Origin of the sequence: Mycobacterium lacus (assembly GCF_010731535.1) — a bacterium.
GTDB lineage: Bacteria > Actinomycetota > Actinomycetes > Mycobacteriales > Mycobacteriaceae > Mycobacterium > Mycobacterium lacus.
This window is the reverse complement of sequence record NZ_AP022581.1, coordinates 2550863-2572347: the sequence shown is the minus strand read 5'-3', so window position 1 is coordinate 2572347 and position 21485 is coordinate 2550863. Positions and strand designations below refer to the sequence as shown.

General features: G+C 66.3%; 18 protein-coding genes and 1 tRNA gene. 12 read left to right on the top strand and 7 right to left on the bottom strand.

The features are described 5' to 3' along the window. Positions 1 to 524 precede the first annotated feature (524 nt). From G6N24_RS11795 to G6N24_RS11770, 6 genes are all read left to right on the top strand, one after another. Positions 525 to 2087 (top strand): phospholipase C, encoded by a 1563-nt coding sequence (locus G6N24_RS11795; RefSeq protein WP_179963425.1) that lies wholly within the window; start codon positions 525 to 527, stop codon positions 2085 to 2087. A 273-nt stretch (positions 2088 to 2360) separates the two neighbouring features. After that, on the top strand, positions 2361 to 3893 hold the full coding sequence (locus G6N24_RS11790) for a phospholipase C (RefSeq protein WP_085161060.1): 1533 nt from the start codon (positions 2361 to 2363) through the stop codon (positions 3891 to 3893). 132 nt (positions 3894 to 4025) lie between these two features. Further along, complete coding sequence (locus tag G6N24_RS11785) at positions 4026 to 5552, top strand: phospholipase C (protein ID WP_139822436.1); 1527 nt, start codon at positions 4026 to 4028, stop codon at positions 5550 to 5552. A gap of 250 nt (positions 5553 to 5802) precedes the next feature. Beyond that, the gene (locus tag G6N24_RS11780; RefSeq protein WP_139822434.1) at positions 5803 to 6132 is read left to right on the top strand and encodes a hypothetical protein; all 330 of its coding nucleotides are present in this window, start codon (positions 5803 to 5805) and stop codon (positions 6130 to 6132) included. 165 nt (positions 6133 to 6297) lie between these two features. Beyond that, positions 6298 to 6594, top strand: coding sequence for a WXG100 family type VII secretion target (locus G6N24_RS11775; protein WP_163745493.1), 297 nt, complete (start codon positions 6298 to 6300; stop codon positions 6592 to 6594). A 61-nt stretch (positions 6595 to 6655) separates the two neighbouring features. Beyond that, entirely contained in the window at positions 6656 to 6940 is a 285-nt protein-coding gene (locus tag G6N24_RS11770) for a WXG100 family type VII secretion target (protein ID WP_085161053.1), read from the top strand. A 149-nt stretch (positions 6941 to 7089) separates the two neighbouring features. On the opposite strand, the gene G6N24_RS11765 is transcribed toward G6N24_RS11770, so the two are convergent. After that, complete coding sequence (locus G6N24_RS11765) at positions 7090 to 9087, bottom strand: TPM domain-containing protein (RefSeq protein WP_085161569.1); 1998 nt, start codon at positions 9085 to 9087, stop codon at positions 7090 to 7092. Positions 9088 to 9156: 69 nt separating this feature from the next. Between G6N24_RS11765 and G6N24_RS11760 the strand changes: the two genes are divergently transcribed. Both G6N24_RS11760 and dnaG read left to right on the top strand, forming a co-directional pair. Continuing rightward, positions 9157 to 10434 (top strand): deoxyguanosinetriphosphate triphosphohydrolase, encoded by a 1278-nt coding sequence (locus G6N24_RS11760; RefSeq protein ID WP_085161567.1) that lies wholly within the window; start codon positions 9157 to 9159, stop codon positions 10432 to 10434. A gap of 41 nt (positions 10435 to 10475) precedes the next feature. Next, on the top strand, positions 10476 to 12398 hold the full coding sequence (gene dnaG / locus G6N24_RS11755; protein WP_085161565.1) for a DNA primase: 1923 nt from the start codon (positions 10476 to 10478) through the stop codon (positions 12396 to 12398). Positions 12399 to 12401: 3 nt separating this feature from the next. Here dnaG and G6N24_RS11750 read toward each other — a convergent pair whose 3' ends face one another. Further along, a complete protein-coding gene (locus G6N24_RS11750; protein WP_085161584.1) occupies positions 12402 to 12671 on the bottom strand; it encodes a hypothetical protein in 270 nt (89 codons plus the stop codon). A 135-nt stretch (positions 12672 to 12806) separates the two neighbouring features. On the opposite strand from G6N24_RS11750, the gene G6N24_RS11745 reads away from it, so the two are divergent. Both G6N24_RS11745 and G6N24_RS25355 read left to right on the top strand, forming a co-directional pair. After that, positions 12807 to 12879, top strand: a tRNA-Asn gene (locus G6N24_RS11745). A gap of 174 nt (positions 12880 to 13053) precedes the next feature. Further along, positions 13054 to 14373, top strand: a complete 1320-nt coding sequence (locus tag G6N24_RS25355) for a PE family protein (RefSeq protein ID WP_085161563.1) — start codon at positions 13054 to 13056, stop codon at positions 14371 to 14373. Between the two features lie 12 nt (positions 14374 to 14385). Here G6N24_RS25355 and G6N24_RS11735 read toward each other — a convergent pair whose 3' ends face one another. From G6N24_RS11735 to G6N24_RS11715, 5 genes are read right to left on the bottom strand one after another with little or no spacing between them, the layout of a single operon-like run. Beyond that, positions 14386 to 14838, bottom strand: coding sequence for a DUF4395 domain-containing protein (locus G6N24_RS11735; RefSeq protein WP_085161561.1), 453 nt, complete (start codon positions 14836 to 14838; stop codon positions 14386 to 14388). A gap of 15 nt (positions 14839 to 14853) precedes the next feature. Next, positions 14854 to 15282: a thioredoxin family protein gene (locus G6N24_RS11730; RefSeq protein WP_139822462.1), complete on the bottom strand. Its 429-nt coding sequence runs from the start codon at positions 15280 to 15282 to the stop codon at positions 14854 to 14856. Between the two features lie 19 nt (positions 15283 to 15301). Continuing rightward, the gene (gene cysE / locus G6N24_RS11725; RefSeq protein WP_085161557.1) at positions 15302 to 16015 is read right to left on the bottom strand and encodes a serine O-acetyltransferase; all 714 of its coding nucleotides are present in this window, start codon (positions 16013 to 16015) and stop codon (positions 15302 to 15304) included. Positions 16016 to 16017: 2 nt separating this feature from the next. Continuing rightward, positions 16018 to 16950, bottom strand: coding sequence for a cysteine synthase A (cysK, locus tag G6N24_RS11720; protein WP_085161555.1), 933 nt, complete (start codon positions 16948 to 16950; stop codon positions 16018 to 16020). After that, entirely contained in the window at positions 16937 to 18250 is a 1314-nt protein-coding gene (locus G6N24_RS11715) for a TQXA domain-containing protein (protein WP_085161553.1), read from the bottom strand. The genes cysK and G6N24_RS11715 overlap by 14 nt, the downstream gene beginning before the upstream one ends. A gap of 331 nt (positions 18251 to 18581) precedes the next feature. Here G6N24_RS11715 and G6N24_RS11710 point away from each other — a divergent pair, with 331 nt between their 5' ends. Next, a complete protein-coding gene (locus tag G6N24_RS11710; protein WP_085161582.1) occupies positions 18582 to 19517 on the top strand; it encodes a family 2A encapsulin nanocompartment shell protein in 936 nt (311 codons plus the stop codon). Then, the gene (locus G6N24_RS11705) at positions 19504 to 21396 is read left to right on the top strand and encodes a family 2A encapsulin nanocompartment cargo protein cysteine desulfurase (RefSeq protein WP_085161551.1); all 1893 of its coding nucleotides are present in this window, start codon (positions 19504 to 19506) and stop codon (positions 21394 to 21396) included. The genes G6N24_RS11710 and G6N24_RS11705 overlap by 14 nt, the downstream gene beginning before the upstream one ends. Positions 21397 to 21485: the final 89 nt, after the last annotated feature.

Below are 21485 nucleotides of genomic sequence, written 5' to 3'. Positions count from 1 at the left end.
TATTGGGTTGGCTAAATTTTTTGTCGAGGCACTCTTTCGTTGTGATCGGCAGCTGCTTCCCCGGCCGAATTGGCGGGCCCAGGAATGCTCGGGATGCCGGGGAGCTCTCACGGGTCGCTGGTTGCGCGGCGGCGCGGCCCGGGAACTTGCCGACAAGGAGGCCCGCGAGGCAACGGGCGACGCTGGCGTCGCGGTCGCTCGTGCGCCGCAGCTCCTCGCGGACGTGACGACGCCAACGGCCGGATCTGCAGCCGAGGTCACCTTAGGCAGGGCAGTGGCGACGTCATCCCCTGGCGCCCAAGACCTTTCAGGTGATCGGTCGGCGCCCGTTTGTCAGCCTGTGTGCCCGGTGCGGTGTCGCGAGTCGCTGGCGCGCATTCGGGCACCCAGTGACGCCCAAAACAGCATAGTTGTGTTTGCTGCTCTGCCAATACGCGCACGCGACACGCCCGTTGGCATAGCGCGCTCGACGAGGGTCGCAACTATACCGTGATCTGAAGAATGTGCGCGGGAAGGCAGGTCTGGTGAGCGTAAGCCCATTCCTCGGAATGTCGCGCCGAGACTTTCTGGCAAAAGCCACCGGTGCCGGCGCCGCGGCGTTTCTGATGGACTGGGCCGCACCGGTGATCGAAAAGGCCTACGGCGCGGGGCCTTGCCCGGGGCATTTGACCGACATCGAGCACATCGTGCTGTTGATGCAGGAGAACCGCTCATTCGATCACTATTTCGGGACGCTCTCGAGCACCAATGGATTCAACACCGCGTCGCCAGCCTTCCAGCAACCGGGGTGGAACCCGCGGACGCAGGCACTGGATCCCGCCGGCATCACGATTCCGTTCCGCCTTGACACCACCCGAGGTCCCTTCGTGGACGGCGAGTGCGTCAACGACCCCGAACACCAGTGGATCGCGATGCACCTGGCATGGAACGGCGGCGCCAACGACAACTGGCTACCGGCGCAGGCGACCACCCGCACGGGCCCCTATGTCCCTATGACAATGGGTTACTACACGCGTCAAGACATCCCAATCCACTATTTGCTGGCGGACACGTTCACAATTTGCGACGGCTACCATTGTTCGCTGCTGACGGGGACTCTGCCCAACCGGCTGTACTGGCTAAGCGCCCACATCGACCCCGCCGGCACCAACGGCGGCCCGCAACTTGTCGAGCCCGGCTTCCTGCCGCTGCAGCAGTACAGCTGGCGCATCATGCCGGAGAACCTCGAAGATGCCGGAGTCAGCTGGAAGGTATACCAAAACAAGAGTTTTGGGCGATTCATCAACACGCCGATCAGCAACAACGGACTGGTCCAGGCCTTCAAGCAGGCCGGAAATCCGAGGTCGAACCTGGCCCGTTTCGGCATCGCCCCGACCTATCCCGGCGATTTCGCCGAGGACGTCAAAGCCAACAGGCTGCCCAAGGTGTCCTGGTTGGTTCCGAACATCCTGCAGTCCGAGCACCCTGCCCTGCCGGTAGCGCTTGGGGCGGTATCGATGGTGACCGCGCTGCGGATTTTGCTGTCCAATCCGGCGGTGTGGGAAAAGACTGCCCTGATCGTCAGTTATGACGAAAACGGCGGCTTCTTCGACCACGTCGTGCCGGTGACGGCGCCGCCCGGGACTCCTGGCGAATATGTCACGGTGCCAGACATCGACGCGGTTCCTGGGTCCGGTGGCATCCGCGGTCCGCTGGGTCTGGGCTTTCGGGTGCCCTGCCTCGTCATTTCCCCGTGGAGTCGAGGCGGGCTGATGGTCCATGACACGTTCGACCACACGTCGCAGTTGAAGTTGATCCGCGCGCGGTTCGGCGTGCCGGTTCCCAACCTGACTGCCTGGCGAGATAGTGTGGTCGGCGACATGACTTCGGCGTTCAACTTCGCCGTCCCGCCGAAGGCATCGCGACCCAATTTGAGCCACCCTTTGCTGGCGGCCGTGCCGAAGCTGCCGCAATGCATCCCCAACGTCGTGCTGGGCACAACCGACGGAGCGTTGCCGAGCCTTCCGTATCGGGTGCCGTTCCCGCAGTCGATGCCCACCCAAGAAACCGGGCCCACTCGGGGGATTCCCAGTGGCCTGTGCAGCTGAATGGCGCGCGACTGGTTACCAGAAAACTCTTGACACCACTTGATGGCCAGAAAATTGCGGAGCAAACCCTGGAATCGAGGTCGGAGCAAAACCTGAAACGGATAGTTCGCCAACGCGACAATGCGCCACCGCCCGGCAAGTAAGCGGAATCCGAGCACGACACGCCGGTCGGCGTGTCGTGGCTGGTGGGCGCCGCAACTATACCGTGATTTGGAATGTGTTCCGGGAGGCGGTCAAGGAGGGCGCGTGGGGAGCGAGCATCCGGTCGACGGGATGACCCGTCGACAGTTTTTCGCCAAAGCGGCTGCCGCAACCAGCGCCGGAGCTTTCCTATCCTTGGCCGGTCCGGTGATCGAAAAGGCTTATGGTGCGGGCCCCTGTCCGGGGCATTTGACCGATATCGAACACATCGTGTTGTTGATGCAAGAGAACCGGTCGTTCGATCATTACTTCGGGACACTCTCCGGCACCCTGGGGTTCGACGATCCGTCGCCGGCATTCGCGCAAAAGGGCTGGAACCCGCAGACGCAGAATCTTGACCCCGCCGGTATTACGATCCCGTACCGCTTCGACACCACCCGCGGCCCCGCAGTGGACGGCGAATGCGTCAACGACCCCGACCACGCATGGGTCGCCATGCACAACTCGTTTAACGGCGGTGCTAACGACGGCTGGCTGCCAGCGCAGGCCGCGAGCAGTCCGCTACAAGCCAATGTGCCCGTGACGATGGGCTTCTACACGCGCCGTGACCTGCCCATCCACTACCTGCTGGCAGATACCTTCACGATCTGTGACCACTACTTTTGCTCGTTGCTCGGCGGAACCACGCCCAACCGGCTCTACTGGATGAGCGCCTGGATCGACCCCGCTGGCACCAATGGTGGTCCGGTGCTGGTAGAGCCCAACATCCAGCCGCTGCAGCACTACAGCTGGCGCATCATGCCGGAGAACCTCGAGGACGCCGCGATCAGTTGGAAGGTCTACCAGAACAAGTTGCTGGGAGCCCTCAACAACACGGTCGTTGGCTACAACGGGCTGGTCAATGATTTCAAGCAAGCCGGGGATCCGAGGTCGAACCTGGCCCGTTTCGGTATCGCCCCGACCTACCCGCGCGACTTCGCCGCCGACGTCAAAGCCAACCAGCTGCCCAAGGTTTCCTGGGTGCTCCCGGGGTTTCTGCTGTCGGAACATCCCGCGTTTCCGGTCAACGTCGGCGCTGTCGCGATAGTGGACGTCCTGCGGATCTTGCTTTCCAATCCGGCGGTGTGGGAGAAGACCGCGCTGATCGTCAACTATGACGAAAACGGTGGCTTCTTCGACCACGTCACCCCGCCCACGCCGCCGCCGGGCACACCCGGCGAATTCGTCACCGTCCCCGACATCAACTCGGTTCCGGGGTCCGGTGGTATCCGCGGTCCGATCGGTTTGGGTTTCCGCGTCCCATGCATAGTCATTTCTCCGTACAGCCGTGGCCCGCTGATGGTGCATGACGTTTTCGACCACACCTCAACGCTGAAACTAATCAGCGCGCGCTTTGGCGTGCCGGTTCCCAACATCAGCGCTTGGCGAAACGCGACGGTCGGCGATATGACCTCGACGTTCAACTTCGCCGTCCCGCCGAATCCGTCGCGGCCCAATTTGGATCATCCGGTGCTGTCCGCGGTTCCGAAGTTGCCGCAGTGCGTTCCCAACGTCGTACTGGGATCGACGCTTAAGACATCAATTCCGTATCGGGTGCCATTCCCGCAGGCGATGCCCACTCAGGAAACCCAGCCTGTCCGCGGAATTCCCAGCGGTCTCTGCTGATCCAGAATTTTGAATGGTCGCAGCGCACGACACGCCGGCTGGTGCTTGACCAAAGATCGCTGACGTGAATATACGGTGAGCCGGAATATGCCAAGAAGGGCGGGCGTGATGGTTCAAAGCGCATTCGCCGGAATGTCGCGTCGAGAATTCCTCGCTAAGGCCACCGGTGCTGGCGCCGCGGCGTTTCTGACGGACTGGGCCGCCCCGGTGATCGAAAAGGCCTATGGTGCCGGTACCTGCGCCGGTCATTTGACCGACATCGAGCACATTGTGCTGTGCCTACAGGAAAACAGATCATTCGATCACTACTTCGGCACCCTCTCCGGCGTCGATGGATTCAACACCCCTACTCCACTATTCCAGCAAAAGGGCTGGAATCCCCAGACGCAGTCGCTTGACCCCGCCGGCATCACCTTGCCTTACCGCATCGATACGACCAGGGGACCCAACGGTGTTGGTGAGTGCGTCAATGACCCCGACCACCAGTGGATCGCCGCCCACCTGTCCTGGAACGGCGGCGCCAACGACGGCTGGCTGGCTGCGCAAGCGAGGACCCGGTCGGTGGGCAATACCCCCGTGGTGATGGGCTACTACGCACGTCCCGACATACCGATCCATTACCTGTTGGCGGACACGTTCACGATCTGCGACCACTACCACTCTTCGCTGCTGGGCGGGACCATGCCCAACCGGCTGTACTGGATAAGCGCCACGGTCAATCCCGACGGCGACAAAGGTGGACCCCAGATTGTCGAACCTTCGATCCAGCCGAAGTTGACGTTCACCTGGCGCATCATGCCGGAGAACCTCAGTGATGCCGGGATCAGTTGGAAGGTCTACAACAGCAAGTTGCTCGGCGGGCTCAACGACACGTCCCTAAGCCGCAACGGGTATGTGGGGAGTTTCAAGCAAGCGGGAAACCCACGGTCGGACCTGGCCCGTTACGGCATTGCGCCGACCTATCCCGGCGACTTCGTCCGTGACATCATCAACAACACATTGCCTGCGGTCTCCTGGGTCGTCCCGTTGACCGTCGAGTCCGAGCATCCCTCATTCCCGATAGCGGTCGGGGCATGGACGATCGTGAATCTGATCAAGGCGCTGCTGGCCAATCCGGCGGTATGGGAAAAGACGGCGCTGATCATCGCCTATGACGAACACGGCGGCTTTTTCGACCACGTCACACCTCCGACGGCGCCGGCGGGGACGCCCGGCGAATGGATTCCCAACAGTGTCGACATCAACAAGGTCGACGGCTCCGGTGGCATACGTGGCCCGATCGGCCTGGGCTTTCGCGTGCCGTGCTTCGTCATTTCGCCCTACAGCCGCGGCGGGCTGATGGTCCACGACCAGTTCGATCACACGTCGCAGCTGCAATTCATCGGAAAGCGGTTCGGGGTTCCGGTTCCCAACCTGACGCCGTGGCGGGCCAGCGTGACCGGGGATATGACGTCGGCATTCAACTTCGCCCTTCCGCCCGACCCGTCGCGCCCCAACCTGGATCACCCCGTCCGCCAACTGCCGAAGGTCGCCAAGTGTGTGCCCAATGTGGTGTTGGGATTCTTGAACGAGGGGCTTCCCTACCGGGTGCCCTATCCGCAGACCATGCCGAGCCAGGAATCCGTGCCTGTCCGCGGGTTGCCCAGCGGCATCTGCTAACGCCAGGCGGTCGCAAGCCGTGCGGCCCATCCCGTTGGCTCGACCCCCCGGGAGGCCCAAGGGAGTGTCACGACTCGCGCCGCGATGCGTCCACTGTCGGAGGTGCGCCCGTTTCTCCGCGGGATAAGGGCAAAGAAATCGTGGAATTCGTCGATATTGCCCCCCGGATTGCCTTACGATGCGGAGTGCTTGGTGGTGATTTCTCGCCGTCGAGTGATGTGCATTGAGATCGGGACTGGAAGGGGACGGTGTGCTTTTGCCTCTTGGTCCGCCGTTGCCGGACGACGCCGTGTCGGCGAAACGGGGTGAGTCGGGCATGCTCGGCGGGTTGTCGGTTCCGCTCAGCTGGGGGGTGGCCGTTCCACCGGATGACTATGACCACTGGGCCAAGGATTCCGACGCGGACTCCGCCGCCGAGCTGGTGCCCGGTGCGGTGGACCCGGAGCCGCTCGACCCAGGCATGGAGGAGTGGGACGAGTGGGAAGCTTGGCGTGAGTGGCAAGCCGAGAACGCCGAGCCTCGCTTCGAAATGCCGCGTAGCAGCAGCAGCGTGGTACCGCATTCCCCGGCGGCGGGTTGAGAGAGAGGGGGAAGACTGCCGCTTTTTCACAAGTGATCGGCGGCCTCGGCAATCTTCGTCGCCGGCGATCACGACGCTCAATCCCTACGAGTATCCAGGTAACCCTACGAGCATCCCAGGTAATAAATCCAGGTAGTAAGTCCAGGTAATAAGGAGACAGGCGACATGGCAACACGTTTTATGACCGATCCGCACGCGATGCGGGCTATGGCGGGTCGCTTTGAAACGCACGCCCAGACGGTCGAGGACGAGGCCCGTCGGATGTGGGCGTCCGCGCAGAACATCTCGGGTGCGGGCTGGAGCGGCCAGGCGGAGGCGACGTCGCTGGACACCATGAGCCAGATGAATCAGGCGTTCCGCAACATCGTGAACATGCTGCACGGGGTGCGCGACGGGCTGATCCGCGACGCCAACAACTACGAACAGCAAGAGCAAGCCTCGCAGCAGATCCTCAGCAGCTAACGGCCATCGCGGTGAAAGCCGCTGTAGCGCAACACTTCACAAGCTAAGGAGAACAGGTTCGATGACCATCAACTACCAGTTCGGCGATGTCGACGCCCACGGCGCCACCATCCGGGCGCAGGCCGCGTCACTCGAGGCCGAGCACCAGGCGATCGTTCGCGATGTGTTGGCCGCTGGGGACTTTTGGGGCGGCGCCGGTTCGGTGGCGTGCCAGGAGTTCATCACCCAGTTGGGTCGTAACTTCCAGGTGATCTACGAGCAGGCCAACGCCCACGGCCAGAAGGTGCAAGCCGCCGGCAGCAACATGGCGAGCACCGACAGCGCTGTCGGGTCCAGTTGGGCCTGACCCTACTGAAGGGAAGCTAGACAAGTTCGGTTCGCGGCGGCGCACTGGCCACCCGGTGCGCCGCCATTATCGGAGACTGCGCACGCCCTTACGGGGGGCACCGAGTACCCCTGTGAGGGCGTGCGCAGCTTTGTTGCCCGCCGGGGCGCTTAGAACCGTCCGCCGCCGCCCATGAAGCCGCCGTCGGGTGAGCCCCCGGTTGAGCTCGAGGAACCCCCGAACGACGTGGGGCTCCAGCCGCCAAACCCGCCCCGCAGGCCCCCGCTCAGGATGTTGCCGATGATGATCCCGCCGATCATCGCGCCAATGTCGTTGCTCCCGCCGCGGGCGTAGGCGCGCTGAGCCGATTGCACGTCGGCATTCGCCAGCGCCTGCGCGTTAGCGGCCAGCGTCGACGCCCCGTTGGCGTAGGCAATGGCCTCGGCCAGGTTCGTCGCCTTCTTGTCTTGCGCGGCCTGGAGTTGCCGTTTCGCTTCGGCGAGCCGGGTCCGGGCTTCCGGCCCGATGCTGCCGCGACGGGTGTCGATGTACTCGGACACTGCACGCACCCGCGACTGGGCGGTGAACAACGCCTGCTCGAATGAACGGTTGAGCCGCTCGGCGCTTGCCCGTTCTTCGGCCAGCGTCGCCAGCAACCGGTCAAGGTCCGCATCGGCCTTGGTCAGTCGCGCGAACGCGGCCAGCGGATCGGCGGAGCCGGCGCCGCGGGCACTGTCCAGCGCGCTGGCCGCCGCATCACGCGCTGCGATCAGTTCGCGGGTGTGGCCAACATTCCCGTTCTGCGCCTTCTCGAGTTGCTCATTGGCACGCTGGATGCCCGTTTGGGCATCGGCGATTAGTGTCGGCAGTGTCGCAACTGCGCGCCGGATGTCGTCGGCAGCGTTGTCCACCGCATCGAGCAGCGCACGGGCTTGGCCGAGCGCCGACTCGGCGGCACGGATCGCATCCACCAAACCGCTCTGCTGTCCGCTCACCGCCCGGGTCGCCAGATCTCGCGCCGAGCCGACGTTGCGGTCGGCGAATGCCAGCCGCTCCTTGGCGGCCGCGACATTGCCGGAGACCGAAGCCAGTGCCGCAGTGCCGAATTCGTTGTGTAACTCGGCGAGCCGCTGTTCGGCCGGGACGATTCGGCTGGTGAGTTCGACGTACCGCTGCGTCAGCCCGTCGAGCCGGGATGGGGCATTGATCACCAGATCTCGCAGTTGCTCGAAGGCCTCCGTCTGCGACTCCAGCTCGCGGTCGGCGTGCGCCGCCGACACGATCACCTGGGTGAGCAGCTCGCGCCGCTGCGCCGGCGTCTCGGGCGTGCCGTCGTCAAGTTGTTGGCGCACGGTGAAGGCCTGGGCCAGGGCAGCTTTGGCGTTGTTCACCGCCCGGGTAAACGTCTGGGTCCGCTCTTCGCCGAACTCATCTATCGCCAGCGCAAGCTCGTTGGAGCTCGTACGCACCGCGTTGTCGACGTCGACCACCATCGAGCGGGAGAGATCGTCGAGGGCGTCCAGCGGTACGGCGGCCAGCGCCGTTGCGTTGGTGGGGTCGACTCGTCGTGCCGCAGCCAGCGCCGCGGCGCGCCGTCGCCGGCCGCGATAGCGCATCACAACCAGCAAGGCCACGGCGGCGACGACGATGACGCCGAGCGCAATCAGCAGTGGCAACCGATTTGGCGAACTTGGCGACCTGTTGAGCCCGTCGGCCGCGGCGACGGCCGCACCCCCGAAGTCGCCGTTGCGCAGTGCGGGTTCGATCTGATTGCGCCGCAGGCTGTCGACCTGGCTCTCGCTGATCCCCGGCACAGTCGACGGCACCAGGAAGGCATACGCACGTGCGGCGGTCGCCACGGCCAGCAGCGCGTCGTAATCACCCAGCTCACTGGTGCGCATGGTGCGCTGCGCCCAAGTCACCGCGGTCTGCCCGGAGAAGCTGTCGACGTAGACCACCCACAACCGGATGCGGCGGTCGGCGTAGAGCTTGTCGACGGCCGACTTCACTGCGGCGCGACCAGATTCCGTGAGGACGCCCGCATTGTCGGTGACGTAGCCCGGAAGCCGGAATGGTGGCTGCGCGGCACATGGCGGCGCCGCCGGCAATCCGGCGAAGCCCACAGTGACGATCGTCAGGATCATGCCGAGCAGGCGACCGATGCGCATACGGGCAATTTAATCGAGCGCGGCGACGATGCCGACTGGTCTGAGTCCTCCCTGGCAGACTGTGGGGCGGTGAGCACGAATCAGCAGGATCCCTACGACGACTTCGACCGTCAGCGGCGGGTGCCCGAAGCGCCGAAGACCGCGGGGCTGCCGGGTACCGACGGCCAGCATCGCACCGACTTCGCCCGCGACCGGGCCCGGGTGCTGCACAGCGCGGCGCTGCGCCGGCTGGCCGACAAGACACAGGTTGTCGGCCCCCGCGAGGGTGACACTCCGCGCACTCGGCTGACTCACTCGCTGGAAGTCGCCCAGATTGGGCGGGGAATGGCGATCGGGTTGGGCTGCGACCCCGACCTCGTCGAACTGGCCGGATTGGCCCACGACATCGGGCATCCGCCCTATGGGCACAACGGGGAGCGGGCGCTGGACGAAGTCGCAGCCGAGTACGGCGGCTTCGAGGGCAATGCGCAGAATTTTCGCATCTTAACCAGCCTTGAGCCGAAAGTCCTTGATGCACAGGGATATAGCGCGGGGCTGAACCTGACGCGCGCATCGCTGGACGCGGTCACCAAGTATCCATGGATGCCGGGGCAAGGTAATCGCAAGTTCGGGTTCTACGACGAGGACCGCGATCCTGCGGCCTGGGTGCGCGCACGGGCACCGGCGAACCGGACGTGCCTTGAAGCTCAGGTGATGGACTGGGCCGACGATGTCGCATATTCGGTGCACGACGTCGAGGACGGCGTCGTCTCCGAACGCATCGACCTGCGCGTGCTCGCCGACGACGACGACGCGGCCGCGTTGGCCAAGCTGGGGGAAAAGGAAATGCCCCGGGTGAGTGCCGACGAATTGATGGCGGCCGCGCGACGGCTGTCGAGGCTGCCGGTCGTCGCCGCGGTCGGCAAGTACGACGCCACGCTGTCGGCGTCGGTCGCGCTCAAGCGGCTGACCAGTGAGCTGGTGGGCCGGTTTGCCTCGGCCGCCATCGCGACCACCCGCGCCGCGGCCGGCCCGGGCCCGCTGGTGCGCTACCGCGCCGACTTGCGGGTGCCGGACTTGGTGCGTGCCGAGGTTGCGCTGTTGAAGACCCTGGCGCTGCAGTTCATCATGTCGGACCCGCGGCACCTTCAGACGCAGGCCCGCCAGCGCGAGCGTATCCATCGGGTGGCGCAAGGACTGTACGCTGGGGCGCCGCGGACGCTCGACCCGCTTTTCGCCGCGGCATTCAACACCGCTGCCGACGACGGCGCCCGGCTGCGGGTCGTCGTCGATCAGATCGCCTCTTACACCGAGGGTCGGCTGGAACGCATCGACGCCGGTCAATTCGGGCACGGCGCCGGCCGGTAAGCGGGCCGATGAGCATCGGGCCAACGCTCTAGACTGAGCCGATGGCCGGGCGGATTTCTGATCGCGACATCGCCGCCATCCGCGAACGGGTCCGCATCGAGGAAGTCGTCGGCGACTACGTTCAGCTGCGTCGCGCCGGCGCCGATTCGCTCAAGGGGCTGTGCCCGTTCCACAACGAGAAGTCACCCTCATTTCACGTCCGGCCCAATCACGGCCACTTCCACTGTTTCGGCTGCGGTGAGGGCGGCGACGTATACGCGTTCGTTCAGAAAATCGAACACGTTAGCTTCGTCGAGGCGGTCGAACTGCTGGCCGACCGGATCGGCCACACGATCAGCTACACCGGCGCGGCCACCAGCGTGCAGCGCGACCGCGGTAGCCGCAGCCGGCTCATCGCCGCCAATGCGGCCGCGGCGGAGTTCTACGGGTCGGCGCTGGAGTCCGACGAGGCGGCCGCGGCTCGCCAGTACCTGACCGAGCGCAGCTTCGACGCCGAGGCCGCTCGTCGCTTCGGCTGCGGATTCGCTCCGTCGGGCTGGGATACGTTGACAAAGCACCTGCAGCGCAAGGGTTTTGAGTTCAAGGAACTGGAAGCCGCGGGCCTGTCCAAGCAGGGCCGGCACGGCCCTATGGACCGGTTTCACCGACGGCTGCTGTGGCCCATCCGCACCTCGGCCGGCGAGGTGATCGGGTTCGGGGCGCGGCGCCTGTTCGACGACGACCCGATGGAGGCCAAGTACGTCAACACGCCCGAGACGCCGCTGTACAAGAAGTCGTCGGTGATGTTCGGCATCGACTTGGCCAAGCGCGACATCGCCAAGGGCCATCAGGCGGTGGTCGTCGAGGGCTATACCGACGTGATGGCAATGCATCTGGCCGGGGTGACCACCGCGGTGGCGTCGTGCGGGACCGCATTCGGCGACGAGCATTTGGCGATGCTGCGCAGGCTGATGATGGACGACAGCTTCTTTCGCGGCGAACTGATCTATGTTTTCGACGGCGACGAGGCCGGCCGCGCGGCCGCGCTCAAGGCCCTCGACGGCGAGCAGAACCTGGCCGGTCAGTCGTTCGTCGCGGTAGCACCCGACGGCATGGACCCCTGCGACCTACGGTTGGCGTCCGGCGACGGCGCGCTGCGCGATCTGGTGGCACGGCGAACACCGTTGTTCGAGTTCGCGATTCGTAGCGCACTTGCCGAGATGGACCTGGACAGCGCGGAGGGCAGGGTGGCCGCGCTGCGGCGCTGTGTGCCAATGGTGGGCAGGATCAAGGACCCCACGCTGCGCGACGAGTACGCCCGACAGCTCGCTGGCTGGGTCGGTTGGGCCGACGTCGCGCAGGTTATCGACCGGGTGCGGGGCGAGGCCAAGAGGTCCAAGAAACCCGGCCCGGGCGGCCCCGGATCGAGGGCCGCGCGCCGGGGCGCGCAGCAGGCTCCCGACGTAACCCGGGGTGAGCCCGCTGTCACCCGTCCCGACCCGCGTGATCCCACGTTGTGGCCGCAGCGCGAGGCGCTGAAGTCGGCGTTGCAGTATCCGGCGTTGGCCGGCCCGGTTTTCGACTCGCTGACCGTTGAGAGCTTCACCCACCCCGGCTACGCGGCCGTCCGCGCGGCCATCGAGGCGGCGGGGGGTACCGCGGCCGGTGTCATCGGGGCGCAGTGGCTCGATGCGGTGAGTCGGCAGACGACGTCGGCCTTGACCGCCGGATTGATCAGCGAGCTGGGGGTGGAGGCAATCCAGGTCGACGACGACAAGGTGCCGCGCTACGTCGCCGGGGTACTGGCCCGTCTGCAGGAGGTCTGGATGGGGCGGCAGATCGCCGAGGTGAAGTCCAAGCTGCAGCGCATGTCGCCAATCGAACAGGGCGACCAGTATCACGCGCTGTTCGGCGACCTGGTCGCCATGGAGGCCTACCGGCGCAGCCTGTTGGAGCAGGCCAGCGGCGACGATCTGACCGCGTGAGGGTCAGCGCGCTGCCTTCGCCCGCCGCTCGGCCGGACACTCTACCGAGCGCTCGACGATGGCCGTCTCGTTGTCGATCTCGGTCAACGTCACAAACCCGGCGTCGGGGGAGATTCGGTTGGCGATCTTGCGACGCCCCGCTTCGATCACCGACCTGGCGGCGGGACTGCCGGTAAGCGCGCGATAGGTGCCGGCGATCTGCTCGTAGCGGCGGCGCCCGGCTTTTGCGCCCAACACGTAACCCAGTCCAAGCACGGCGACATACCCGATCAAAGCGGTCCCTCCGACGAACGGTGCGGTTGTCTCCATCCTGCCTCACCCGCCGGGTTGCGTGCGCGCCGCGTACCGGATCCCTCTGGTTGGGCGCTGGTATGCCAGTACGCTAGAGTCGTCCCGCGATCCGCGTGGTCCCCTGTAGCTCAATTGGCAGAGCGTTCGGCTGTTAACCGAAGGGTTGGAGGTTCGAGTCCTCCCGGGGGAGCAGGATTTGCGCTCCTTTTCTCAGCCGAGCCCGACCCGGCCGGGTCTTGGTGCTGCAGTCGATGCCTGGATTGGGAAGATGTCCACCGCGTAGCGCGCTACGATCTGCCTGACAACGTGGATCGATGACGACCCGACCACAGCCGGGTCGGCAGCAGGCGGTGGGAGCTGGCCCGTGTCGCATGTGAATGCGGAGCCGCAGAAGATGGCAGCGGCGGCCGGGGATTTGGCCGCCATCGGTTCGACAATGCGGGCGGCCAACGCGGCCGCTGCGGCCCCGACCTCAGGAGTGCTTCCCGCGGGCGGCGATCAGGTGTCAGCGGGCATCGCGGCGATGTTCGGCGTGCACGCGCAGACCTATCAGGCCGTCAGCGCCCACGCGGCGGCGTTTCACGACAAGTTTGTGCAGGCCCTACAGGCGAGCGCGGGGGCATATGCGAGTGCCGAGGCCAACAACGCCTCGCCCATGCAGCAGGCGTCGGGCGCGTTCAGCGCGGTGACCCAGAACGCCGGCGAAGGCTCGCTGATGGGAAATGCCGCCAACGCGGCGGTGGGTGCGGGGCAACATGGCGGCGGCCCGCCGGGCGGTTTCGCCGGCGTCGGCGCGTCGGGCCCGAACGGTAGCGGGGTCGGTGGGGGCATGGCCGGGGCCGGGCTTGGAGCACATCCCGGTAACGGTCTCCCAGCCGCGGCCGGTGGCCCGCACGGCGATGCGGGGGGCGGCGGAATTGCGGGCGGCAATGGTGGGGGCGGCGGCAATGGCGGGGGCGTCGGCGCCGGGCCGGGCGGCGGCTCTGGTGGCGGCAACCCCTCGGGCGGCGACGGCGGCGCGGTCGGCGGGGCCGGCGGCGCTAACGGCGTCTCTGCCGGGGACGGTGGCGGAACCCACGGCAGCGGTGGGGCCGGCGCGGCCGCCCACCCGGGTGGCAGTGGTGGCGGGGCCGGCAGCCCCAGCGGAGCTGGCGCCACCACCGGTGCCGTGGCTGCCGGGGGCACCGCGCTCCCGAGTGCGGGGTGGGCCGGCGGCGCCGGCTCGCCCAGTAGCGTTGGCGGTTATGGCGGGTTGGCGTTCGGCCCGGGAGGCGCTGGTGGTGTTTGGGGGGCCGGCGGTAGCGCCGATTGGGGCGCCAGCGGGGGCTTGGGTGTACCGGCGGCACCCCAAACACCGTTGGCATCGGCGGCCTCCCCGGCGGCGGGCGAACCGGCCTTACCGATGGCAACCAAGCCGCAAGCGGTGCACCCGGGCAACGCTGCGCACCCGGGCGACCCGGCGCGCCCGGGCACCCCGGCTGGTGCCGATCGCGACAAATCGCCACTGCTCCTGCCCCTCCCCTTGACAAGCCTTCGGGGGCTGCGCCGAAATTTACGGACGCGGTTGGGGATTCGAGAGCCAAGTGGACTGCGGAAGCTTCCGCGCGCCGATGAGAGCAGCCGGCCCTGGGGGCGTGAACAGCTTCTGCACGCTCTCGGCCTTAGGCCGCCCGGGCACGAGTGATCGATGGCGTCGTCACGCGGCGGGTGCGCGGCGCAATCGAGCGATCAGGGGATACAGCTGGCAGCCAAGGCAGATGCCGAAGGCGGCGTTCAGGAAGGCGGCGAACAGCGCGAACGACGTTGCGACCATGCCCAACACGGGGAGGCCCGCGGCGAAGCCGACTACCCCGATGACCGCGAATATCAGTCCGACCAACTGGGCGAACTTCAGCGGCGCCACGGGTTCACGTTCGCTGACCGGCGCCAGCCGGGGTGCCACCAGCTTCGCGAACAGCAACCCGTAAGGGCTGTTGCGCGGGCCCCGTACGGCGCTGACGGCGAAGACGGCGGCCTGAGCGCCCAGGATCACCGCCGCGCCCGGCTCGTTGAATACCGACACAATGAGGGTGAGGACGAGAACCGCGGTGGTGATCCACGCGGCAAATCGGGGACCGCGGATGTCCACTTGTCCGGGATCGGTCGACATGAGATCGCTCCTTTTTCAAGGCAATTGAATTTGCAGGGGGGCCAATGCTGTCCGCAGGTCAGCCGCCTTCGGCACACCAGCGGTGCGGTATCGCTGCCGCCCGTCCGCGTCGAAGATGAACGTGGTGGGAAGCGATAGCACCGACATCCGTTTTGCCGCAGCGGGATTCGCGTCGATGTCGATCTCCACGTGTGCCACTCCGGGAAGGTCGGCACACACCTGGTCGACCACGCGGCGCACGGCGGCGCACGGACCGCACCACGCGGCGCTGAAGTGCAAGACGGTGGGCCCGGTGTTGGACAGGCCGAGCCCCGACGTGTCCTGTTCGGGCTCGGACCTAATTTCGCGCAATACGCCCGAGCGTCGATTGACCACAACGCCGATCCCCGACGCGCCTACCAGCGCCGCGATGACGGTCGTCCCGGCGGCTACAAGAGTGCTCACTTTTGCTCCATCGATGACCTCATATGGAAAAGTCCTCGCCGTGCCAGACCCCGGCTTCGGGCGGCCGGATAACGCGACCATGCTGTGGGCCAGTCTGCTGGCCTGTTTGCACGCCACTGCCCAGGGCTTCCAGCCTGGCCACCCTGATGAGCAGGGATTGGAGGCTGACACCCACGAGATCGGGCAGCATCGAGTCGTCCGGAGCGCCCGGGCCGGGACGGCTGCGGCCGATGATCTGCCCGGGAACCCCGACGACCACGGAGCTCGACGGGACCTCCTTCACCACGACGGCGTTGGCGCCGATCCGGCTGTCGTCGCCGATTTTGATCGGGCCGAGGACCTTGGCTCCGGCGCCGATGGTCACGCGGTCACCGACGGTGGGGTGGCGTTTGCCGGTATCGGTGCCCGAGCCGCCGAGGGTGACGCCGTGGTAGATGGTGACGTCGTCGCCCACCTCCGTGGTTTCTCCGATCACCACGCCGGTCGCGTGGTCGATGAACAGGCCGCCGCCGAGCACGGCCCCGGGGTGGATATCGACTCCAGTCAGGATGCGAGTGAGCTCGGCTAATGCCCGTGCGAGCAGCCGGGCTCGATGCCGCCACAGCCAGTGGCTGACGCGGTGGCCCCATACCGCGTGCACGCCCGGGTAACAGAAGATGACCTCCAGCGCGGTGGGGCGGGCCGGATCGCGCCGCCGGGCCGCCTGTATGTCGCGCCGTATCGCTGCCAGCATCGCTAGTCGCTCAGATCGGCAAACAGCACCGTGCTCAGATATCGCTCGCCGAAATCGGGAAGCACGACGACGACCTGCTTTCCGGCGTTCTCGGGCCGGCGAGCCACCTGCAGGGCGGCCCAGACCGCCGCGCCCGACGAGATGCCGACCAGCAGTCCTTCTTCCTTGGCCAGCCGCCGGGCCAGGTCAACCGCGTCGTCGTTCTCGACGGTGATGATCTCGTCAACCAGGCCCAGGTCCAGTACCGGCGGGACGAACCCGGCGCCGATGCCCTGGATCGGATGCGGTCCCTTCTGGCCACCGGACAGCACGGGCGACGCTGCGGGCTCGACGGCGACGAACTGCGCCGATGGCTTGCGTTCCTTGATGACCTGGGCGACTCCGGTGATGGTGCCGCCGGTGCCGATTCCGGACACGAAGATGTCGACTTTCCCGTCGGTGTCGCGCCACACCTCCTCCGCGGTCGTGACGGCGTGGATGGCTGGGTTCGCCGGGTTCTCGAATTGCTGCGGTATGAAATACCGATCATCGGTCTTGGCCAGTTCCTCGGCCTTGGCAATGGCGCCCGCCATGCCGTCCGCGCCCGGGGTGAGGACGAGCTCGGCACCGTAGGCGCGCAGCAGCATCCGCCGCTCGATGCTCATCGTGTCCGGCATGGTCAGCACGCACTTGTAGCCGCGCGCGGCGGCCACCATCGCCAACGCGATGCCGGTGTTCCCGCTGGTCGGCTCGAGGATGATGGTGTCCGGCTTGATCAGGCCCGCCTGCTCGGCAGCATCGATCATCGCTACCCCGATGCGGTCCTTCACGCTGCCGGCCGGGTTGAAGGATTCCAGCTTGGCGACGACGTCGGCCACGGCGCCATCGGTGACCCGGCGCAGCCGCACCAGCGGCGTGCGGCCGATCAGCTGTGTGATGCTCTCAGCGATGCTCATCTGCTTCTCCAACGTTGTCGGCCCGACAGTCGCCATCCCAGCTGATGTCGAAATGGATCGCAACGTTGGCGGGCGTGGTCAGGGCAACGGGCGTGAATGCTGTTGGACCGGGCAGCGCCTGCGGCGCTTCCTCGCGCGCGACGCCGATCAGCACACGTCGGCTGCTGTGATGTGGTGCCATCGCGGTCAGCGTTGTTCCGGTCGCGCCGGGCGCTCGGCGCAGGTAGAAGTCTGTGCCGGGTTGGATGGTGTCGTCGATCGCGATACCGTCGACGTCGAGCAGGGTGTGACCATCGGAGGCGTTCAGCGTCAAGGGGATTCGCAGCTGGAACGGGCCCACGAGGTCGGATTCGGCGGTCGCTTTGGTGTCGATCAGTAAAGGTTCCTCGTTGTGGTGAGCGGCTTTTCGCGCTCCAGCGAGTAGGTAGTTGTAGAGGTGCACGACGCGGTCGGCGTTGCGGTAGTGTCGTGAACCGGTCAGCCAGAAGCGGACTCGGTCGATCGTCGGGGTGGGACCGTCCGCGGTGGTGATGAGCCGATAGTAGCGGTAGCCGCGCCCGCCACGGCCATGGCTACTTGCTGACAATGTGCTGCCAACGCCAAGTGTGCGCCTATGCCGGCTCCGGCCAGCGCTTGCGGTAAGTTGCGAGCCGGAAATATCTTGCCAATCAACGCCGTTGGCCGATTTCTGCAACGTGATGCCGACCGTGGTATCGGACGCAACCCACACCGAGTAGCCGCCGAGTTGCGGGTCACCGTCGAATTCAAACGTGATCACCGGTCCGGGCGCTCGATGCATCGCCACGGGTACGTTGAGGGGTCGGGTGTCCAGGGCCAGGCCGTTGGTGAGATGCCAGATCGCGGCCTGCGTTCCGGCGATCGCCTCGTGTTCGCTGATGTTCGCCGGCCCGAGCGGGTAGCCGGCCTCGCGCAACTGCTCGCTCAATTCGGCGGCTGGGCGTATCGGGAAGGAGTGCCGCAGTATCCAGTTCACTTCGGCTTCGCAACCACGTGTGCGCAGGTGTGGCAGCGCGGACCAGGTGTCCAGGCGGTAGCGAGATGGGTGGTGGGGCGCGGTGCCGGTGAAATCCAGCGAGTACGCCTGCAGGTTCGGGTTGAGCCGGATCAGATCGGTACGCGCCGAGGTGCCGTCGGCGAAGACGATCTTGTCGACCGTGTGCGAGTAGGTGCCGCCGCGGTAGCGCGTCATGCGCGTCAGGTCGGTGACCGGCCGCAGCTGGATGCGGCGACGGGTCGCCACGGGCGCCACGGCACGGCCGGGTAGGGAGAGCACAGTCATGAGCGGTTGATCTTCCTGAAAGAATTCGAGCCACGCGCGTCGCGATGCCGCGGGAGACCGCGCGCGAGGTCAGGGTCAGACGGGGTCAGGAAATCAACAACAACAGTCCACGGCGAGGCAGCGCGAGGGGATGAAGCGCGGCTGAAGGGCCTGTTGCATGGCCCCACTATACGGCATGGGCGCATTTCGCCGGTTCTGCTCGGGTGCGGGCCTAACTCTTTGCCTATGGATTTCTATCACGTAGGCTCGCCGCGCACGAGCATTCCGTGTGGGGCAAAACGACTCTGCCTCACCACCAGTGCACTACCGGACCACCCACGGAAGGACCATGATGACTGCACCTCAAACGGGGGCCCAAAACGAATCTCAAGCGCTCGGCGATCTCGCCGCCAGGCAGCTTGCCAACGCGACGAAGACCGTTCCGCAACTTTCGACGATCACGCCGCGCTGGTTGCTGCATCTGCTGAGCTGGGTGCCGGTGGAAGCGGGCATTTATCGGGTGAACCGGGTGGTCAACCCGGAGCGGGTCGCGGTCAAGGCCGAAGCGGGCGCCGGAACCGAAGCGCCGCTGCCGGAGACCTACGTCGACTACGAGACCAGCCCACGCGAGTACACGCTGCGGACGATTTCGACGCTCCTGGATATCCACACCAGGGTGTCCGACCTGTACTCCAGCCCACACGATCAGATCGCGCAGCAGCTGCGGCTGACCATCGAGACGATCAAGGAGCGCCAAGAATCCGAGCTGGTCAACAGCCCAGAATACGGGTTGCTGGCGCAGGCTACCCCGGAGCAGACCATCCAAACGCTGGCCGGTGCACCCACGCCCGACGACCTCGACGCGCTGATCACCAAGGTCTGGAAGACACCCAGCTTCTTCCTGACGCACCCCCAGGGCATCGCGGCGTTCGGCCGTGAAGCCACCTACCGCGGCGTGCCGCCCCCAACGGTGAGCCTGTTCGGCGCGCAATTCATCACCTGGCGCGGCGTTCCGCTGATCCCGTCGGACAAGGTGCCGGTGAAGGACGGCAAAACCAAGTTCATCCTGGTGCGCACCGGCGAGGAGCGCCAGGGCGTGGTGGGCCTGTTCCAGCCGGGCCTGGTCGGCGAACAAGCCCCGGGGCTCTCGGTGCGGTTTACCGGCATCAATCAGTCGGCGATCGCGACCTATCTGGTCACCCTCTACACGTCTTTGGCCGTCCTCACTGACGACGCGCTCGCCGTGCTCGACGACGTCGCTGTGGACCAGTTCCATGAGTACAAGTGAGTACCGCTCGGTAGACGCCGAAAGCGAGCTGCCGGTGAGCGCCGCGGAGCTCGCCGCGCTGGCCAATCAGTTGTACGCGGTCGGCATTCGCCCAGGGTCCGATAGCCCGCCGCAGACGACACCGGTCGCCCCGCGTGGCAGCGTGCCCGACACGACGGCCGCGACGTCGGCTGGGCGGACGGCGGCCGGTACATCCGATCCGCTCACGGCGGGCATTCCGGCTGTCAGCCTCTCGGACGTCTATGTCCCGGCCCCGACATCGCCGGGACTTGAAGCCATGCCGCCGCAGACGGTGCCGGTGGCTCCGCGCGGAAACGTGCCGGATGCCACCGCGGCGCCGTCGGCGGCCGAGACGACAGCCGCGCTGGCCGATCCGTTTTTGCCGTCCGGTGTCGCGGATCTGACGGCCTTTGCGGTGCCGACGTCGGGCATCGTGCCGACCGTGCCCGGTGTGCTGGCCGGGGTGCCGCCGACGGTGCCGGTGGCGCCGCGCGGCTCAGCGCCGGGCTGGCTACCCGAAGCGCCATCGGCGGGCGATCTGGGCTGGTCGGATGCAGTGCCATCGCGCCCGGATGCGCCACCGGGTGATGAGGCGAGCTACTACTTCCTGAACAAGCCCGAGCCGGTGCCGCAGCTGCCCGAGATCGGCCAGGCGCACGAGGTGTTCGACGTGAACGCCGTGCGGGCCGACTTTCCGATCCTCCAGGAGACAGTCAACGGCAAGCCGCTGATCTGGTTCGACAACGCCGCTACCACCCAGAAGCCACAGGTCGTGATCGACCGGCTGGCGTACTTCTACGCCCACGAGAACTCCAACATCCACCGCGCGGCACACGAGTTGGCGGCCCGGGCGACCGACGCCTACGAAGAGGCCCGCGAGACCGTACGCCGGTTTATCGGCGCTTCGGCGGCCGAACAGAACATCTTCGTCCGCGGCACCACCGAGGCCATCAACCTGGTGGCCTACGCTTGGGGCGGTAAACACCTGGGACCCGGCGACGAGATCGTCATCACCCATCTAGAGCACCACGCCAATATCGTTCCTTGGCAACTGATTTCGCAACAAACGGGCGCGATCCTGAAAGTCGCGCCGGTGGACGAAGCGGGCAACCTGCTGCTGTCGGAGTTCGAGGACCTGCTGGGGCCGAAGACGAAACTGGTTGCCGCGACCCATGTTTCAAATGCGCTGGGCACGGTGACGCCGGTCGAGAAGATCGTCGAGCTGGGCCACCGCTACGGCGCACGGGTGCTGATTGACGGCGCACAGTCTATTCCGCATCTGCCGATCGATGTCTCGGCGCTCGGCGTTGATTTCTTCGCGTTCTCCGGCCACAAAATCTACGGCCCCACGGGGATCGGCGTGCTCTACGGGACCGAGGAAGCGCTGGCCGAGACACCACCGTGGCAGGGCGGCGGCAACATGATCGCCGACGTCACGCTGCAGCGATCGCTGTACCAGGGACTGCCCAACAAGTTTGAGGCCGGCACCGGAAACATCGCCGACGCCGTCGGGCTCGGCGAGGCGCTGCGTTACGTCGAGCGGGTGGGCATCGAGCGCATGGCCGCCTATGAGCATGCGTTGCTGGACTATGCGACTCCCCGCCTGGCCGACATTCCGGGTGTTCGCCTCGTCGGCACGGCGGACGAGAAGGCCAGCGTGTTGTCGTTCGTGCTGGCCGGACACGATCCGCTCGAGGTCGGCAAGGCGCTCAACGCCGAGGGCATCGCGGTGCGGGCCGGGCATCACTGCGCCCAGCCGATTCTGCGTCGCTATGGCCTGGAGGCCACCGTCCGTCCCTCGTTTGCGTTCTACAACACCTTCGAGGAGATCGACGTCTTCCTGCGGGCGGTGCGGCGCATCGCCGAGGGCGGTAGGTAGCGCGAGCAGACGCAAAAGCGCCCAAAATCGTCCGATTTGGGCGCTTTTGCGTCTGCTCGCGCAGCCTGCCGCATAGAGTTCATCGCCAG

Bases quoted from the DNA above. Each gene is read 5' to 3' on its own strand.
- G6N24_RS11710 (WP_085161582.1), top strand. From the start codon at position 18,582: ATGACTGCACCTCAAACGGGGGCCCAAAACGAATCTCAAGCGCTCGGC.
- cysK (WP_085161555.1), bottom strand. From the start codon at position 16,950: ATGAGCATCGCTGAGAGCATCACACAGCTGATCGGCCGCACGCCGCTG.
- G6N24_RS11765 (WP_085161569.1), bottom strand. From the start codon at position 9,087: ATGCGCATCGGTCGCCTGCTCGGCATGATCCTGACGATCGTCACTGTG.
- cysE (WP_085161557.1), bottom strand. From the start codon at position 16,015: ATGCTGGCAGCGATACGGCGCGACATACAGGCGGCCCGGCGGCGCGAT.
- G6N24_RS11770 (WP_085161053.1), top strand. From the start codon at position 6,656: ATGACCATCAACTACCAGTTCGGCGATGTCGACGCCCACGGCGCCACC.
- G6N24_RS11705 (WP_085161551.1), top strand. From the start codon at position 19,504: ATGAGTACAAGTGAGTACCGCTCGGTAGACGCCGAAAGCGAGCTGCCG.
- dnaG (WP_085161565.1), top strand. From the start codon at position 10,476: ATGGCCGGGCGGATTTCTGATCGCGACATCGCCGCCATCCGCGAACGG.
- G6N24_RS11785 (WP_139822436.1), top strand. From the start codon at position 4,026: ATGTCGCGTCGAGAATTCCTCGCTAAGGCCACCGGTGCTGGCGCCGCG.
- G6N24_RS11735 (WP_085161561.1), bottom strand. From the start codon at position 14,838: ATGTCGACCGATCCCGGACAAGTGGACATCCGCGGTCCCCGATTTGCC.
- G6N24_RS11790 (WP_085161060.1), top strand. From the start codon at position 2,361: ATGACCCGTCGACAGTTTTTCGCCAAAGCGGCTGCCGCAACCAGCGCC.
- G6N24_RS11775 (WP_163745493.1), top strand. From the start codon at position 6,298: ATGGCAACACGTTTTATGACCGATCCGCACGCGATGCGGGCTATGGCG.
- G6N24_RS11715 (WP_085161553.1), bottom strand. From the start codon at position 18,250: ATGACTGTGCTCTCCCTACCCGGCCGTGCCGTGGCGCCCGTGGCGACC.